Annotated in this window: 13 protein-coding genes; 2 read left to right on the plus strand and 11 right to left on the minus strand. The window is 69.1% G+C overall.

The features are described from left to right. Positions 1-6: 6 nt before the first annotated feature. A complete protein-coding gene (locus tag ACZ4RZ_RS24610) occupies positions 7-906 on the minus strand; it encodes a helix-turn-helix transcriptional regulator (protein ID WP_467747581.1) in 900 nt (299 codons plus the stop codon). Positions 907-990: 84 nt separating this feature from the next. Here ACZ4RZ_RS24610 and ACZ4RZ_RS24615 point away from each other — a divergent pair, with 84 nt between their 5' ends. After that, the gene (locus ACZ4RZ_RS24615) at positions 991-1,860 is read left to right on the plus strand and encodes an SDR family NAD(P)-dependent oxidoreductase (RefSeq protein ID WP_467747583.1); all 870 of its coding nucleotides are present in this window, start codon (positions 991-993) and stop codon (positions 1,858-1,860) included. 25 nt (positions 1,861-1,885) lie between these two features. Here ACZ4RZ_RS24615 and ACZ4RZ_RS24620 read toward each other — a convergent pair whose 3' ends face one another. After that, on the minus strand, positions 1,886-2,962 hold the full coding sequence (locus ACZ4RZ_RS24620) for an ADP-ribosylglycohydrolase family protein (protein ID WP_467747585.1): 1,077 nt from the start codon (positions 2,960-2,962) through the stop codon (positions 1,886-1,888). A gap of 180 nt (positions 2,963-3,142) precedes the next feature. On the opposite strand from ACZ4RZ_RS24620, the gene ACZ4RZ_RS24625 reads away from it, so the two are divergent. Further along, positions 3,143-4,297 (plus strand): glycerate kinase, encoded by a 1,155-nt coding sequence (locus ACZ4RZ_RS24625; RefSeq protein ID WP_467747587.1) that lies wholly within the window; start codon positions 3,143-3,145, stop codon positions 4,295-4,297. Between the two features lie 177 nt (positions 4,298-4,474). Here ACZ4RZ_RS24625 and pssA read toward each other — a convergent pair whose 3' ends face one another. The 9 genes from pssA to ACZ4RZ_RS24670 form a co-directional block, all read right to left on the minus strand. Further along, complete coding sequence (gene pssA, locus ACZ4RZ_RS24630; protein WP_369252715.1) at positions 4,475-5,293, minus strand: CDP-diacylglycerol--serine O-phosphatidyltransferase; 819 nt, start codon at positions 5,291-5,293, stop codon at positions 4,475-4,477. 22 nt (positions 5,294-5,315) lie between these two features. After that, positions 5,316-5,963, minus strand: a complete 648-nt coding sequence (locus ACZ4RZ_RS24635; protein WP_399079061.1) for a phosphatidylserine decarboxylase — start codon at positions 5,961-5,963, stop codon at positions 5,316-5,318. Positions 5,964-6,133: 170 nt separating this feature from the next. Beyond that, positions 6,134-7,339, minus strand: a complete 1,206-nt coding sequence (locus tag ACZ4RZ_RS24640; protein WP_467747589.1) for an acyl-CoA dehydrogenase family protein — start codon at positions 7,337-7,339, stop codon at positions 6,134-6,136. A 2-nt stretch (positions 7,340-7,341) separates the two neighbouring features. Next, positions 7,342-7,854 carry a MaoC family dehydratase gene (locus ACZ4RZ_RS24645; protein ID WP_467747590.1) on the minus strand — a complete coding sequence of 171 codons (513 nt, stop codon included), beginning with the start codon at positions 7,852-7,854 and terminating at the stop codon, positions 7,342-7,344. Between the two features lie 5 nt (positions 7,855-7,859). After that, positions 7,860-8,825: an HpcH/HpaI aldolase/citrate lyase family protein gene (locus tag ACZ4RZ_RS24650; protein ID WP_467747592.1), complete on the minus strand. Its 966-nt coding sequence runs from the start codon at positions 8,823-8,825 to the stop codon at positions 7,860-7,862. Beyond that, a complete protein-coding gene (locus ACZ4RZ_RS24655; RefSeq protein ID WP_467747593.1) occupies positions 8,822-10,849 on the minus strand; it encodes a protein meaA in 2,028 nt (675 codons plus the stop codon). The genes ACZ4RZ_RS24650 and ACZ4RZ_RS24655 overlap by 4 nt, the downstream gene beginning before the upstream one ends. Before the next feature lie 10 nt (positions 10,850-10,859). Beyond that, positions 10,860-12,197, minus strand: coding sequence for a crotonyl-CoA carboxylase/reductase (gene ccrA / locus ACZ4RZ_RS24660; protein WP_467747594.1), 1,338 nt, complete (start codon positions 12,195-12,197; stop codon positions 10,860-10,862). A 434-nt stretch (positions 12,198-12,631) separates the two neighbouring features. Continuing rightward, positions 12,632-13,444, minus strand: a complete 813-nt coding sequence (locus tag ACZ4RZ_RS24665; RefSeq protein ID WP_467747595.1) for a TetR family transcriptional regulator — start codon at positions 13,442-13,444, stop codon at positions 12,632-12,634. A 136-nt stretch (positions 13,445-13,580) separates the two neighbouring features. Then, on the minus strand, positions 13,581-15,386 hold the full coding sequence (locus tag ACZ4RZ_RS24670; RefSeq protein ID WP_467747597.1) for a 3-hydroxyacyl-CoA dehydrogenase family protein: 1,806 nt from the start codon (positions 15,384-15,386) through the stop codon (positions 13,581-13,583). Positions 15,387-15,635: the final 249 nt, after the last annotated feature.

The following is a 15,635-nucleotide window of genomic DNA, read 5'->3' on the forward strand; positions in this document are numbered from 1 at the left end:
GCGTCGTCATTCGCCAGGGGTTACGAGCTTGCGCAGTCGTTCCTCGGACTCGCTGCCCGGCTCGGCGAAGTGGCAGATCAGGCTGAGCCTGGGTGCTTCCTCCACTGCCAGGCGTACGTAGGACACTTCGAGGTCGCCGACCTCCGGGTGCCGGTAGCGGCGTACGGAGGAGCGGAACTCCACGACGTCGTGGGTCTCCCAGGCCTCGGCGAAGTACGGGCTGGTGTCGGTGAGTTCGGCGATCAGTTCGGAGAAGCGCGGGTTGTCGAGTTCGTATGCCGCCTGCTGGCGCAGCAGCCCGGCCATCCAGCGGGCCTCCCGCTCCCACTCAGGCATCAGCGCGCGGATCTCCGGGACGCGGAACAGCATCCAGGCGCTGTTGAGTTCGCGGCGCGGGCGGTCCAGGAGGGCTGGGCCGAGGATCTGCTCCTGCGCCGGGTTCCAGGCGAGGATGTCGAAGCAGCGGTCGATGACGAACGCCGGGTTGGGCATCAGCTTGTCCAGGAAGGTGCGGACGGGGTCCGGGACCTCCAGGGAGCGTTCCGCGGGCTCGGGCGCCGGAAGGCCCGCGAGCCGGAAGAGGTGGGCCCGCTCCACCTCGTCGAGCCGCAGGGCGCGGGTCAGGGCGAGCAGGATCTGCGGGGAGACATGGATGTCCCGGCCCTGTTCGAGCCAGGTGTACCAGGTCAGGCTCACGCCGGAGAGCAGCGAGACCTCCTCGCGGCGCAGCCCGGGGGTACGCCGGCGGCCACCCGGTGGCAGCCCGGTCCCCGCGGGGTCGGCGCGCTCGCGGCGGGAGCGCAGGAACGCGGCGAGGGCCTTGCGGCCGTGATCGTCCGGAACCGGGGTGAGCGCCTCGCGGGCCTGGTCGCCGGTGCCGGGTGCTGATCCTGGTGTCGCTGCCACCAGTAAATTCTGCACTCTTCAACGCGGATGCGGCCTGGCGGAGGGTGGAAGGGAAAGCGAACCCCCTTGTGAAAGGCGGCCCTTGTGGCTGAGCTGACCCCTCCCCGAACCGTTCTGATCACCGGTGCCACCGGCGGTGTGGGCGGCGCCCTCGCACGACGGCTGAGCGGCGACGGCTGGATCGTGTACGCCGCGCACCGCAAACCCGCGGACGCCGAAGCGCTGCGCGACGGCGGCCTCACCCCCGTCCTCCTCGACGTGACCGACGAGGAGTCCGTCGCGGCGGCCGCGGACGTGGTGGGGCCCCGTCTCGACGCCCTGGTGAACAGCGCGGGCATCATGGGGCAGGGCCCCGTCGAACTGGTGCCGGCCGAGGCCTGGCGCCGCCAGTTCGAGATCAACGTGATCGGGCAGGCGGCGGTGATCCGCGCCTTCCTGCCCGCACTGCGCGCGGCCGGCGGCCGGATCGTGAACCTCGGTGCCGTCTCCGCCCGCGTCACACCGCCCTTCTTCGGCCCGATCGCCGCCTCCAAGGCCGCTCTGTCGGCGCTCACCCAGGCTCTGCGGATGGAACTGCGCCACCAGGGCGTCAAGGTCTCCCTGGTCGAGCCGGGAGCCATGGACACCGCCATCTTCACCACGGCCGACAAGGCGAGCGCCGACATGGGCTGGGCCGGCTCGCACGAGACCCAGCACCGGTACGCGGGCGCCCTGGACGCCGTACGGGCCGCCGCGGCCCGCCAGCCGCTGGGGCCGGTCGCCCCGGCCGTCAACGCCGTCGTACGAGCCCTGACCGCCCGTCGGCCCGACACGCTCTACACCACCGGACGCGACGGACGGGTGCTCGCCCTGCTGCGTTTCCTCCCGGACGGCGTGCGCGACCGGCTGCTGCTGCGGGCGATGGGGGTGACGGCCGAGACGTTCAGGACGAGCACGGCTGCCGTGGTCGGTTAGGGCCTGTCTCTCGGATCACGCAGGCCTAGGCCTCGGCCCCCACCAGGGCGACCGTACGCGACGCCAGCTCGCTGATCCGCACGCCGTCGAAGCCGAACACCGCACTGCGCACGGTGTCCTCCAGCGGATCCTTCCACTGCGGGGGGACCGCCGTGGCCCCGCACAGGACGCCCGCGACGGAGCCCGCGGTCGCGCCGTTCGAGTCGGTGTCCAGGCCGCCGCGGACGGTCAGCGTGATGGTGCGGGTGAAGTCGCCGTCGCCGTACAGGAGCCCCGCCGTGAGCACCGCGGCGTTCGGGATCGTGTGGATCCAGCCGAGGCCCGCGGTCTCCTCGGCCACCGTGCTGAGTGTGTCCTCCCAGGTCATCCGCGTCTCGTGAAGCGTGAGCACCCGGCGCACGGTCCGCGAGAGACGGCTGCTCGCGGGGATGACGGTCAGCGCCGTGTCCAGGGCGTGCCGCACGGTGGGCGCGGTGAACGCCGCCGAGATGAGCGCCGCCGCCCACATCGCGCCGTACACGCCGTTGCCGGTGTGTGAGAGGACGGCGTCCCGGCGGGCCAGGGAGGCCGCGCGGCGCGGCAGCCCCGGGCAGGTCCAGCCGTAGACGTCGGCGCGGATGAGAGCGCCGATCCACTCCTGGTACGGATTGTCGTACGTCGCCGTCAGCGGTGGTTTGAGCCCATTGGCGAGGTTGCGGTAGGCCGCCCGCTCCGCCGTGAACGTCTGCAGATACGGCAGCCGCAGCAGCCACAGGTCACCGACCTGCTCGGTGCTGAAGGAGAAACCGTGGGTCTCCAGGAGGTCGAGCCCGAGGATGGCGTAGTCGACGTCGTCGTCACGGCAGCTGCCGTGGATGCGGCCCCGTACGCACTGGCGCCATTCGGGCCGCAGCTCGAACTCGTCGGTGTCCGTGCTGTCGCCGACGGGCTCGGGGAGGTAGTCGGTCAGCGGCAGGGCCGCGGCCTGCCGCAGATAACGGTCGATCCGGTCCCGCGTCCAGTGGTCGCCCTGCTCGACCGGCTTGCCGAGCATGTTGCCCGCGATCCGGCCCAGCCAGCCCCCGAGGATGCGGTCGGCGAGCTCAGTGCCCACAGGGGTCATAGCTCCGGTTTACCCAATTCCGGGCGAGCGCGCGCGGCATACCGCGAGCCGGGCGCTTCCGGGAGCCGCATGATTCCGCGGGCTGGGCGGGGCATGACGGCGGGGGCTTCCTCCGGTTAAGGTCGCAGCGGCGCGACTGCCTTGACGTGAGCAAGGCCCGGAAAGCAAGGGGAATGCAAGGTGGCGGACGCTGCAGTGAATCGGACCCCGCGTGTGCTCATCGCCGCGGACAAGTTCAAGGGATCGCTGACGGCCGTGCAGGTCGCGGAGCGGGTGACGGCCGGACTGCGCCGGGTCGCGCCGCGTGTCGAGGTCGAGGCGCTGCCCGTGGCCGACGGCGGCGACGGCACCGTCGACGCGGCGGTCGCGGCCGGGTTCGAGCGGCGTGAAGTGCGGGTCGCCGGGCCGCTGGGTGACGAGGTCACTGCCGCGTACGCGCTCCGCGGGGACACCGCGGTCGTGGAGATGGCCGAGGCGAGCGGGCTGCAGCGGCTGCCCGCCGGGGTCTTCGCGCCGCTTACGTCCTCGACATACGGCTCCGGGGAGCTGCTGCGCGCCGCGCTGGACGCCGGTGCGCGCACGATCGTGTTCGGCGTGGGCGGCAGCGCCACGACGGACGGCGGAGCCGGGATGCTGTCCGCGCTCGGCGCGCGCTTCCTGGATGCGGACGGGGAGCCGGTGGCTCCCGGTGGTGCCGCGCTGCGTGACGTCGTGACCGCCGATCTGTCCGACCTGGACTCCCGGCTGTCCTCGGCCGACTTCGTCCTCGCCAGTGACGTGGACAACCCGCTGACGGGTCCCAAGGGCGCCCCTGCCGTGTACGGCCCCCAGAAGGGCGCCGGTCCCGAGGACGTGGCGACCCTGGACTCCGCCCTCGCCCACTTCGCCACCCTCCTGGAGAAGGCGATCGGTGCCAAGGCCGCCGAGTACGCGGCCGCGCCGGGTGCGGGCGCCGCGGGCGGCATCGGGTACGGGGCCCTTGTGCTAGGCGCCCGCTTCCGCCCCGGTATCGAGGTCATGCTCGATGTCCTCGGCTTCGCGCCCGCGCTGGACCGTGCTTCGTTGGTGATCACCGGCGAGGGGTCTCTCGACGAGCAGACCCTCCATGGCAAGGCTCCCGCCGGTGTCGCGGCCGCCGCCCGCGCGGCGGGCAAGGAGGTCGTCGCGGTCTGCGGCCGCCTTGCCTTGCGCCCCGAGGCCCTCGGCAAGGCGGGCATCCGCCGCGCCTACCCGCTCACCGAGCTCGAGCCCGACGTCGCGAAGTGCATCGCGGATGCCGGGCCGATCCTGGAGCGGGTGGCGGAGAACATCGCGCGGGACTTCTTGGCGGGCTGAGCGGGGACTTTGGTCGCCCCCTCCGCCCCTACCCGTCCCGTACCTGGAGGCTGCGCCCCCAGACCCCCTAAAGGATCGCGCAGTTCCCATCCACCCGCAGCCGAAAAAGACCATCCATAGCCGAAGGGCCCCGAACCATCAGGTTCGGGGCCCTTCGACCACGTACAAGGAACACCGCTACGGCAGCTGAGCCGCACGCGCCTCCCGGCGATTGTCCCGGAAGTTGTTCACCCTCCGGGCGGTGGCGAAGAGGGGAATCACCGCACCCATGACGAGCTGCAGCGCGCAGCCGGTCTGAAGGAGCAGCTGGCCGCTCGGCGCGTCGAAGGCCCACGCCGCCAGCAGACCCATGCTGAGCACGATCCAGGAGAGCATCGCCACCGCGAGGCGACCCCGCGGCTTCGGGTACTCGACCCGGCTCACCATCAGCCACGCGGTTCCGATGATCGCCATGAGCGTGGCGACGAACGGAAGCTCCAGCAGGACGATGGAGACCACGGTCAGCGCACCGAACGGCGAGGGCATGCCCTGGAACGTGCCGTCCTTGACGGTGACGCAGGAGAAGCGAGCCAGTCTCAGCACCACGGCCAGCAGGACCACGATGGCCCCGACGGCCGCCACCCGCTGATGCGCGTCGTCCGCGACCATGCCGTAGACCAGCACGAAGTACGCCGGGGCCAGACCGAAGCTGATCAGGTCCGACAGGTTGTCCAGTTCCGCGCCCATGGGGGAGGAGCGCAGCTTGCGGGCGACCAGACCGTCGAACAGGTCGAAGACCGCCGCGCAGAGCATCAGGATGACGGCCGTGGCGGCGCTGTGCCGCGCCATGCCCGTCTCCTGGCTGCCGGTGAGGTGCGGGATGAGGATGCCCGTGGTGGTGAAGTACACCGCCATGAAGCCGCACGTGGCGTTGCCGAGGGTGAGGGTGTCCGCTATTGAGAGGCGGAGCGAGAGGGGCATCTCCTCCTCGTCGTCCACCTCGTCGGCCTCCGGCACCCAGCCGGCCTGTGTCTCAGGATCAATCACGGTCAATTCGAGTCACCCCAGCCACGGTCTTCTGACCGACCTCCACATCGACCTCGACACCCTCGGGGAGGTAGATGTCGACGCGCGAGCCGAAGCGGATCAGACCGATCCGGTCGCCCTGCTCGACCTTCGTACCCTGAGGGATGTAAGGAACGATACGACGGGCGACCGCGCCGGCGATCTGGATCATCTCGATGTCACCGAGCTCGGTGTCGAAGTGCCAGACGACACGTTCGTTGTTCTCGCTCTCCTTGTTGAACGCCGGAACGAACCCGCCGGGGATGTGCTCGACCGACGTCACCGTGCCGGAGAGGGGCGCGCGGTTGACGTGGACGTTGAGCGGGCTCATGAAGATCGCGACGCGGGTGCGTCCGTCCTTCCACGGCATGATGCTCTGCACCACACCGTCGGCGGGCGAGATGACCCGGCCCTGGGCGATCTCGCGCTCGGGGTCGCGGAAGAACCACAGCATGCCCGCCGCGAGCGCGGTGGCGGGTACGGCCACGGCCTTGGCGGCGCCGGAGCGACGCGCCCGGGCCAGGCTGAGTGCTGCGGTGGCAACGGTCGGGAGAAGCCACGGCGATGCTCCGCGCGCGAGGCGGACCCGGCCGCGTGGTGCAGAGGTTTGGCTGTGGGGCATGGATGACCTTCGTAGCGGATGATGCCGCGCTGTAACGGGGGACGGCGGCTTTCCGGGGATCGTACCGGTCGCGGGCCGCAACTGGGCAAGCCAGGAAACCGAGTCGGCGGCCGAAGAGTGTTGACGGGGTGTGATCTTCTTCTCGAGGAAAACACCCCGAACCCAGACATCTAGCCCTGGAGTCGATACTCTTCGAGCAACCTGCGCCCGATGATCATTTTCTGGATTTCGGCGGTACCTTCACCGATCAACAGCATCGGAGCCTCCCGGTAGAGGCGCTCGATCTCGTACTCCTTGGAGAAGCCGTAGCCGCCGTGGATCCGGAAAGCATCCTCCACGACCTCCTTGCAGTACTCGGAGGCGAGGTACTTCGCCATCCCCGCCTCGAGGTCGTTTCGTTCCCCGGAGTCCTTTTTGCGTGCCGCGTTCACCATCATGGCATGGGCGGCCTCGACCTTGGTAGCCATCTCGGCGAGCTTGAACTGGATGGCCTGGTGCTGGGCGATCGGCTTGCCGAAAGTGTGACGTTGCTGGGCATAGGAGATGCCGAGCTCGAAGGCGCGCTGTGCGACGCCGCAGCCGCGTGCCGCCACGTTGACGCGGCCGACCTCGACTCCGTCCATCATTTGGTAAAACCCTCGGCCGGTGGTCCCGCCGAGCACACGATTGGCCGGAATGCGCAGTCCGTCCATGATGAGCTCGGTGGTGTCGACGCCCTTGTAGCCCATCTTGTCGATCTTCCCGGGGATGGTGAGGCCGGGGCGGACCTCTCCGAAGCCGGGCTCCTTCTCGACCAGGAAGGTCGTCATCGACTTGTGGGGCGCGGTGCCCTCGGGGTGTCCTTCGTCACTTCGGACGAGAACGGCCACCAGGGTCGAAGAGCCGCCGTTCGTCAGCCACATCTTCTGACCGTTCAGGACGTACTCGTCGCCGTCCTTGACCGCCTTCGACGTGATCGCCGACACGTCCGAGCCAAGAGCCGGCTCCGACATCGAGAAGGCGCCACGCACCTCGCCGAGCGCCATGCGCGGCAGGAAGTAGTCCTTCTGCTCCTGCGTGCCGTGCTGCTTGAGCATGTACGCCACGATGAAGTGCGTGTTGATGATGCCGGACACCGACATCCAGCCGCGGGCGATCTCCTCCACGCACAGCGCGTACGTGAGGAGCGACTCGCCCAGGCCCCCGTACTCCTCGGGGATCATCAGCCCGAAGAGGCCCAGCTCCTTGAGGCCGTCGACGATCTGCTGCGGGTACTCGTCGCGGTGCTCCAGCTCGGTCGCGACCGGGATGATCTCTTTGTCCACGAAGTCGCGGACGGTGGACAGGATCTCCTGCTGGATGTCGGTCAGACCGGCGGTCTGGGCGAGTCGCGCCATGGCTACTTCTCCTGCTGCTTCAGTTCGGGGCGGCCGGGCTGCTCGCCGCCGCGCTCCTTGATGTACGTCTCGGTGGGGACCATCACCTTGCGGCGGAACACGCAGACCAGGGTGCCGTCCTGCTTGTAACCCTTCGTCTCGACGTAGACGATTCCGCGGTCCGACTTGGACTTGGAGGGCGTCTTGTCGAGGACCGTGGTCTCGCCGTAGATGGTGTCGCCGTGGAAGGTCGGCGCCACGTGTTTCAGCGACTCGATCTCCAGATTGGCGATCGCCTTGCCCGAGACGTCCGGGACGGACATGCCGAGCAGCAGTGAGTAGATGTAGTTCCCGACGACGACGTTCTTGCCGAAGTCCGTCGTCTTCTCCGCATAGTTCGTGTCCATGTGGAGCGGGTGGTGGTTCATGGTCAGGAGACAGAAGAGGTGGTCGTCGTACTCCGTGACCGTCTTCCCGGGCCAGTGCTTGTAGACCGCGCCGACCTCGAACTCCTCGTACGTGCGTCCGAACTGCATGGTGCTCAGGCCTCCGGGGCTTCGAACTTGGACGTGCGCTGCATGCCGGCGGCCCGGCCCTTGCCCGAGATGACCAGCGCCATCTTGCGGCTGGCCTCGTCGATCATCTCGTCGCCGAGCATCGCGGAGCCCTTCTTGCCGCCCGCCTCGGACGTGTAGTAGTCGTACGCGTCCAGGATCAGTTCGGCGTGGTCGTAGTCCTCCTGGGAGGGCGAGAAGATCTCGTTGGACGCCTCGACCTGGCCCGGGTGGAGCACCCACTTGCCGTCGAACCCGAGGGCCGCGGCGCGCTGGGCGACCTCGCGGTAGCCGTCGATGTTGCGGATCTGCAGGTAGGGACCGTCGATCGCCTGGAGGTTGTTGGCGCGGGCGGCCATCAGGATCTTCATCAGGATGTAGTGGTAGGCGTCCGCCGGGTAGCCGGGCGGCTGCTCGCCGACGACCAGCGACTTCATGTTGATCGACGCCATGAAGTCGGCCGGGCCGAAGATGATCGTCTCGATGCGCGGGGAGGCCGTCGCGATCTCGTTGACGTTGTTGAGACCCTGGGCGTTCTCGATCTGCGCCTCGATCCCGATCTTGCCGACCTCGAAGCCCATCGTCTTCTCGATCTGCGTCAGCAACAGGTCGAGCGCCACGATCTGCTGGGCGTCCTGGACCTTCGGCAGCATGATGCAGTCGAGGTTCTGCCCCGCGCCCTCGACGACCGTGACGACATCGCGGTACGTCCACTCGGTCGTCCAGTCATTGACGCGCACGACCCGCGTCTTGCCGGTCCAGTCGCCCTCGTTGAGGAACTTGACGATGGTGTGCCGCGCCTCGGGCTTGGCGAGCGGGGCGCACGCGTCCTCCAGGTCGAGGAAGACCTGGTCCGCGGGGAGGCCCTGGGCCTTCTCCAGGAAGCGGGGGTTCGAGCCGGGCACGGCCAGGCAGGAGCGCCGCGGACGAAGGCGGTTGACGGGCGTGGTCATGCGGGGACCTCCAGGGGGTCGAGCTTGTTCGCTTTGCGGATCTCGTCGACGATACGGCCGATGATTCCGGTGATGTCGAAGTCCTTCGGGGTGAAGACCGCGGCCACTCCCGCGGCCCGCAGCTGTTCGGCGTCGGCGTTCGGGATGATCCCGCCCGCGATCACCGGAATGTCGGCCGCGCCGGCCTCGCGCAGCCTCTCCAGCACGTCCGGCACCAACTGGGCGTGCGAGCCGGACAGGATGGACAGCCCGACACCGTGCACGTCCTCCTCGACCGCGGCGTCCACGATCTGCGCGGGTGTGAGCCGGATGCCCTGGTAGACCACCTCGAACCCGGCGTCGCGGGCCCGCACGGCGATCTGCTCGGCGCCGTTGGAGTGCCCGTCCAGGCCCGGCTTGCCCACCAGGAAGCGGAGCTTGCCGACGCCGAGGTCCTTCGCCGTCAGCTCCACCTTGCGGCGCACCAGCGCGAGCGCGGTGCCCTCCTCGGCGGTGACCGCGACGGGCGCGGACGACACACCGGTGGGGGCGCGGAACTCGCCGAACACCTCGCGCAGGGCCCCGGCCCACTCGCCGGTCGTGACACCGGCGCGGGCGCACTCCAGGGTGGCCTCCATCAGGTTGTCGCTGCCCTTGGCGGCCTCCTTCAGCCGCTCCAGCGCCTTGCACGGGCGCGGGTGGTTGAAGGGCGGCTGGTAGCGGGTGTCGCGCCAGTGCTGGAGCGCGGAGATCACCCGGGCCTCGACCGCCGGGTCGACCGTCTGGATCGCCGCGTCGAGGTCGGCCGTGAGCGGGTTCGGCTCGGTCGACTCGAAGATGTTCACGCCGACGATCTTCTCTTGACCGGACTCGATACGGCCTCGGCGCTCGGCGTGCGAGGAGACGAGCTGCGACTTCAGGTAGCCCGACTCGACGGCGGCCATCGCGCCGCCCATCTCCTGGATCCGCTCGATCTCGGCCAGCGACTCCTCGACGAGAGCCGACACCTTGGCCTCGATCACGTGCGAGCCCTCGAAGATGTCCTCGTACTCCAGCAGGTCGCTCTCGTGCGCGAGCACCTGCTGGATGCGCAGCGACCACTGCTGGTCCCAGGGCCGGGGCAGACCCAACGCCTCGTTCCAGGCGGGAAGTTGGACGGCACGCGCGCGTGCGTCCTTCGAGAGCGTCACGGCCAGCATCTCGAGCACGATCCGCTGGACGTTGTTCTCCGGCTGCGCCTCGGTCAGACCGAGGGAGTTGACCTGGACGCCGTACCTGAAGCGCCGCTGCTTGGGGTCCTCGATGCCGTACCGCTCGCGCGTGATCTTGTCCCAGATCCGCCCGAAGGCCCGCATCTTGCACATCTCCTCGATGAAGCGGACACCCGCGTTCACGAAGAAGGAGATGCGGGCGACGACCTCGCCCTTGCGGTCCTCGGCGATCTGCCCCGACGCGAACACCGCGTCCAGGACGGCGATCGCGGTGGACATCGCGTACGCGATCTCCTGGACCGGGGTGGCCCCTGCCTCCTGCAGGTGATAGCTGCAGATGTTGATCGGGTTCCACTTCGGGATGTGGTTCACCGTGTACGTGATCATGTCCGTCGTCAAACGGAGCGAGGGACCCGGCGGGAAGACATGCGTCCCCCGCGACAGGTACTCCTTCACGATGTCGTTCTGGGTCGTTCCCTGGAGCTTGGTGATGTCCGCACCCTGCTCCTCGGCGACGACCTGATAGAGCGCCAGCAGCCACATGGCGGTGGCGTTGATGGTCATCGAGGTGTTCATCTGCTCCAGGGGTATGTCCTGGAACAGCCGGCGCATGTCACCGAGGTGTGAAACCGGCACCCCGACCCGGCCGACCTCGCCGCGGGCGAGGATGTGGTCGGGGTCGTAGCCGGTCTGCGTCGGCAGGTCGAACGCGACCGACAGACCCGTCTGGCCCTTGGCGAGGTTGCGCCGGTACAACTCGTTGGACGCCTCGGCGGTGGAGTGACCGGCGTAGGTCCGCATGAGCCACGGCCGGTCCTTCTGGCGCTCTGTCATCTGGGGGACCTCAGACGTTCCGGAAGCGGTTGATGGCGTCGATGTGCTGGGCACGCTTCTCCTCGTCGCGCACACCCAGGCCCTCGCGGGGCGCCAGCGCGAGGACGCCGACCTTGCCCTGGTGGAGGTTGCGGTGCACGTCGTACGCGGCCTGCCCGGTCTCCTCCAGGGAGTACACCTTGGAGAGCGTCGGGTGGATCTTGCCCTTGGCGACGAGCCGGTTGGCCTCCCAGGCCTCGCGGTAGTTGGCGAAGTGCGAGCCGACGATCCGCTTCAGCGACATCCACAGGTAGCGGTTGTCGTACTCGTGGTTGTAGCCCGAGGTCGAGGCGCAGGTGACGATGGTGCCGCCCTTGCGGGTCACGTACACACTCGCGCCGAAGGTCTCGCGCCCGGGGTGCTCGAAGACGATGTCGACGTCCTCGCCGTCGGTCAGCTCGCGGATGCGCTTGCCGAAGCGCTTCCACTCCTTCGGGTCCTGGGTGTGCTCGTCCTTCCAGAACTTGTAGCCCTCGGCGTTGCGGTCGATGATCGCCTCGGCGCCCATCGCCCGGCAGATGTCCGCCTTCTGCTCGCTGCTCACGACACAGATGGGGTTGGCGCCACCGGCGAGCGCGAACTGCGTGGCGTACGAGCCGAGTCCACCACTCGCGCCCCAGATCAGGACGTTGTCGCCCTGCTTCATGCCCGCGCCGTTCCGCGACACCAGCTGGCGGTACGCGGTGGAGTTCACCAGGCCCGGAGCGGCGGCCTCCTCCCACGACAGGTGGTCGGGCTTCGGCATCAGCTGGTTGGACTTGACGAGGGCTATCTCGGCGAGACCGCCGAAGTTCGTCTCGAAGCCCCAGATGCGCTGCTCGGGGTCGAGCATCGTGTCGTTGTGGCCGTCGGAGGACTCCAGCTCGACGGACAGACAGTGCGCGACGACCTCGTCGCCGGGCTTCCAGGCGTTGACGCCGGGGCCGGTGCGCAGGACGACGCCCGCGAGGTCGGAGCCGATGATGTGGTACGGCAGGTCGTGGCGCTTGGTGAGCTCGCTGAGCCTGCCGTAGCGCTCCAGGAAGCCGAACGTCGGCAGCGGCTCGAAGATCGAGGTCCAGACCGAGTTGTAGTTGACGGAGGAGGCCATGACGGCCACCAGGGCCTCGCCCGGTCCGAGCTCCGGCACCGGCACGTCGTCCAGGTGGATCGACTTGCGGGGGTCCTTGTCGCGGGTGGTGAGCCCGGCGAACATCTCCGTCTCGTCCTTGTGCACGGTGATCGCACGGTACGACTCGGGGAGCGGCAGAGCTGCGAAGTCGGCGGACGTGGCCGTCTGCGACTGAATCGCGTCCAGGATTTCCTTCACGGTGTTGCCTCCGGCGATGAGCGTTCTGAGGGGGGAACGCTGAGGGTTACGTCGGTGCTGCTGCTGGGTGTGAGGGGTGTGCCGTCGGTTCGGCGGAGGTGGTGCTGTGGCAGCGCTTTGTGGCGCGGGAGGTTGCCTGTGACGCAGGCGTCCGGGCGCGCTCGCCATTGGCTTGCGGGGACAGCCGGCGTACGAAAGGTCTCTGCACGCCGGCCGCCCGGACACCTTCAACGTATGGCACGGCGTGTCACCCCGCAAGGCACGGAGTGCCAGAAGTTGCGCTCAGGTGAAATCTTTACGTAACACGTGAGCGATGATCGATCAGAGTGCGCGATGATCGATCGAATTCGGGGCGCAAAAACGCCGGACGCGCTCAAATCGAGCCCGTCCGGCGATGGGGACAAGCGGCGGGAGCCGCGGTTCTGTGAGGGAAGTTACGACCGTTCCTTGAGCGCCTGCTCGATGGTTCGCATGACTTGGTCCAACGGGGCGTCGACCCGGGCAACGGTCACCAAGACGTCCCCCTCCGTGAAGGAGGAAGCGGGCGCCGATCGAGGGGCGGCCTCGCGCCCTGCGCCAATCCCCGTGCCGAACGTCTTGCGGACGATGGCGAAGGCGTGGTCCAGCTGGGCCTCGACGTCCCCCTGGCCGCCGGCCCGCAGCCAGCGCCGTAGGACATGGTTGTGCGCCGTCACCACGGCCGACGCGGCGACCTCGGCGAGCAGCGGATCGTCGTTGGCGTCGTCGTCGTGCGCGTGCTCGTCGAAGTGGCCCAGGAGATAGCGAGTGAAGAGCCGTTCGTAGCGGGCCACCGAGGCGATCTCGGCCTCCCGCAGGGTCGGCACCTCGCGCGTCAGCTTGTAGCGCGAGACGGAGATCTCGGGCCGGGCCGCGTACATCTTCATGACTTCCTTGATGCCACGGCACACGGTGTCGAGCGGGTGCTCGTGCGCGGGCGCCGCGTTGAGCACCGCCTCGGCCCGGATCAAGGTGTCGTCGTGGTCGGGAAAGATCGCCTCTTCCTTGGAGCGGAAGTGACGGAAGAACGTGCGGCGGGCCACCCCGGCCTGGGCTGCGATCTCATCGACCGTGGTCGCCTCGTACCCCTTGGTCGCGAACAGCTCCATGGCCGCGGCCGCCAGCTCTCGGCGCATCTTGAGCCGTTGCGCGGCCGCGCGGCTGCCTGCGGCACTTTCCGGCGCGTCGGGCTTGGCTGGTGTACGTGAGGACTTGGCGGGCTGGGACATGACCCGAACGTACTGCATGTGCGCAGGAGAGCGTGCATGTCCGGGGTTCCCCCCGCCCTCGACGGGCGGGGGGTTTCCGGTCGGGTCGAGCAGTCCGCCCCAGTCGGCGCTGTCTGCGAACCAGTCGCCCGGACTCTCAGCGCCGGGCATATTCGCGGAAACCGCGGCCCGTCTTGCGGCCGAGGCAGCCCGCGGCCACCAGGTGCTCCAGGAGCGGCGCCGGGGCCAGACCCGGGTCGCGGAACTCGCGGTGCAGAACCTTCTCGATGGCCAGGGAGACGTCCAGCCCGACCACGTCCAGGAGCTCGAACGGGCCCATCGGGTACCCGCCGCCCAGCTTCATCGCCGCGTCGATGTCGTCAAGAGATGCATAGTGCTCCTGCACCATCTTGATCGCGTTGTTCAGATACGGGAACAGCAGCGCGTTCACGATGAAACCGGCGCGGTCGCCGCAGTCGACCGGGTGCTTGCGGATCTTGGCGCAGACCTCGCGCACGGTGGCGTGCACGTCGTCCGCGGTCAGCACGGTCCGCACGACCTCGACGAGCTTCATCGCCGGGGCCGGGTTGAAGAAGTGCATGCCGATCACGTCCTGCGGGCGCGAGGTGGCGCGGGCGCAGGCGACGACGGGCAGCGAGGAGGTGGTGGTGGCGAGGATCGCGCCGGGCTTGCAGACCTTGTCGAACGTGGCGAACAGCTGCTGCTTGATCTCCAGGTCCTCGGCGACCGCCTCCAGCGCCAGATCGACCTCGGCGAAGGCGTCGTACGAGCCCGCCGGGGTGATCCGTTCCAGGGTCTGCGCCGCCGCCTCGGCCGTCATCCGGCCCTTGTCGACAGAGCGCGAAAGCGACTTGCCGATACGGGCCTTGGCCGCCTGCGCCTTCTCCTCGCTGCGGGCGGCGAGGACGACCTCGTACCCGGCCTTGGCGAAGACCTCGGCGATACCGGACGCCATCGTGCCGGAGCCCGCGACGCCGACGGAGCGGACCGTGCGGCCCGGGGCCAGAGCGGCCCCCTCCAGCGGCGTCAGCGCGTCCCGCACGACGGTGGTGCTGCCGGGAGCCTCGTACGAGTAGAAGCCGCGCCCCGACTTGCGGCCGGTCAGGCCCGCCTCGCTGAGCTGCTTGAGGATGGGCGCCGGGGCGTGCAGCCGGTCGTGCGACTCGGCGTACATGGCCTCCAGGACGGTCCGCGCGGTGTCCACGCCGATCAGGTCGAGCAGCGCCAGCGGGCCCATGGGGAGTCCGCAGCCCAGCTTCATCGCGGCGTCGATGTCCTCGCGGGAGGCGTACTTCGCCTCGTACATCGCGGCGGCCTGGTTGAGATAGCCGAACAGCAGCCCGTCGGCGACGAATCCGGGCCGGTCGCCGACAGCGACGGGCTCCTTGCCGAGTTCGAGGGCGAGATCGGTGACCGCGGCCACCGCGCTCGGCGCGGTGAGCACGGACGAGACGACCTCGACCAGCTTCATCGCGGGCGCAGGGTTGAAGAAGTGCAGACCGAGCACGCGCTCGGGGTGGGCCGAGTCGGCGGCGAGGCGCGTCACGGACAGTGCGTTGGTGCCGGTCGCCAGGATCGTCTCCGGGCGCACGATGTCGTCGAGCGCGCGGAAGACCTGCTGCTTGATGTCGTACGACTCCGGGGTCACCTCGATGACCAGGTCGGCGTCGGCCGCGGCCCGCAGATCGGTGAACGTGCGGAAGCGGGAGAGAACGTCGGCACGCTCCTGCTCGGTGCACCGCCCGCGCTGCACACCGCGGGCGGTGGACGCTTCGAGCGCCGTGACGGCCTGGGTGGTCGCGGCTTCGCTGATGTCGATGCCGATGACGTCGCGGCCGGCCCGGGCGAGGACCTCGGCGATGCCGGTGCCCATGGTGCCGAGGCCGATGACGGCGACGGTCTTGAGCGGGGACAGAGGGGTGTCGGACAGGGGAGTGGCCATCGCGGGACTCCAGGGAGAGGGTGACGACTGAGGAGCGCACGTGGGTACGCCAACAGGCGCACACAGTGCGGAGGTTGCGGGTGTTGCCGGGCTGACGAGCGCACACGCCCGGTGCCGTCCGAGGGCGCCGAAGAACGGACGCCGCGCGGAACGGTGCTGACCGACCGGCCCTGTCCCGGAGCCGTGTCGTACGCGGGTACCTGAAGTACCGAACCGACTGCTCTCACGGCGGCTGCGTCACCAGGCCAC

It is taken from the genome of Streptomyces sp. NPDC027189 (genome assembly GCF_055566975.1).

Bases quoted from the DNA above. Each gene is read 5' to 3' on its own strand.
- ACZ4RZ_RS24620 (WP_467747585.1), bottom strand. From the start codon at position 2,962: ATGACCCCTGTGGGCACTGAGCTCGCCGACCGCATCCTCGGGGGCTGG.
- ACZ4RZ_RS24635 (WP_399079061.1), bottom strand. From the start codon at position 5,963: ATGCCCCACAGCCAAACCTCTGCACCACGCGGCCGGGTCCGCCTCGCG.
- ACZ4RZ_RS24640 (WP_467747589.1), bottom strand. From the start codon at position 7,339: ATGGCGCGACTCGCCCAGACCGCCGGTCTGACCGACATCCAGCAGGAG.
- ACZ4RZ_RS24645 (WP_467747590.1), bottom strand. From the start codon at position 7,854: ATGCAGTTCGGACGCACGTACGAGGAGTTCGAGGTCGGCGCGGTCTAC.
- ACZ4RZ_RS24650 (WP_467747592.1), bottom strand. From the start codon at position 8,825: ATGACCACGCCCGTCAACCGCCTTCGTCCGCGGCGCTCCTGCCTGGCC.
- ACZ4RZ_RS24655 (WP_467747593.1), bottom strand. From the start codon at position 10,849: ATGACAGAGCGCCAGAAGGACCGGCCGTGGCTCATGCGGACCTACGCC.
- ACZ4RZ_RS24665 (WP_467747595.1), bottom strand. From the start codon at position 13,444: ATGTCCCAGCCCGCCAAGTCCTCACGTACACCAGCCAAGCCCGACGCG.
- ACZ4RZ_RS24670 (WP_467747597.1), bottom strand. From the start codon at position 15,386: ATGGCCACTCCCCTGTCCGACACCCCTCTGTCCCCGCTCAAGACCGTC.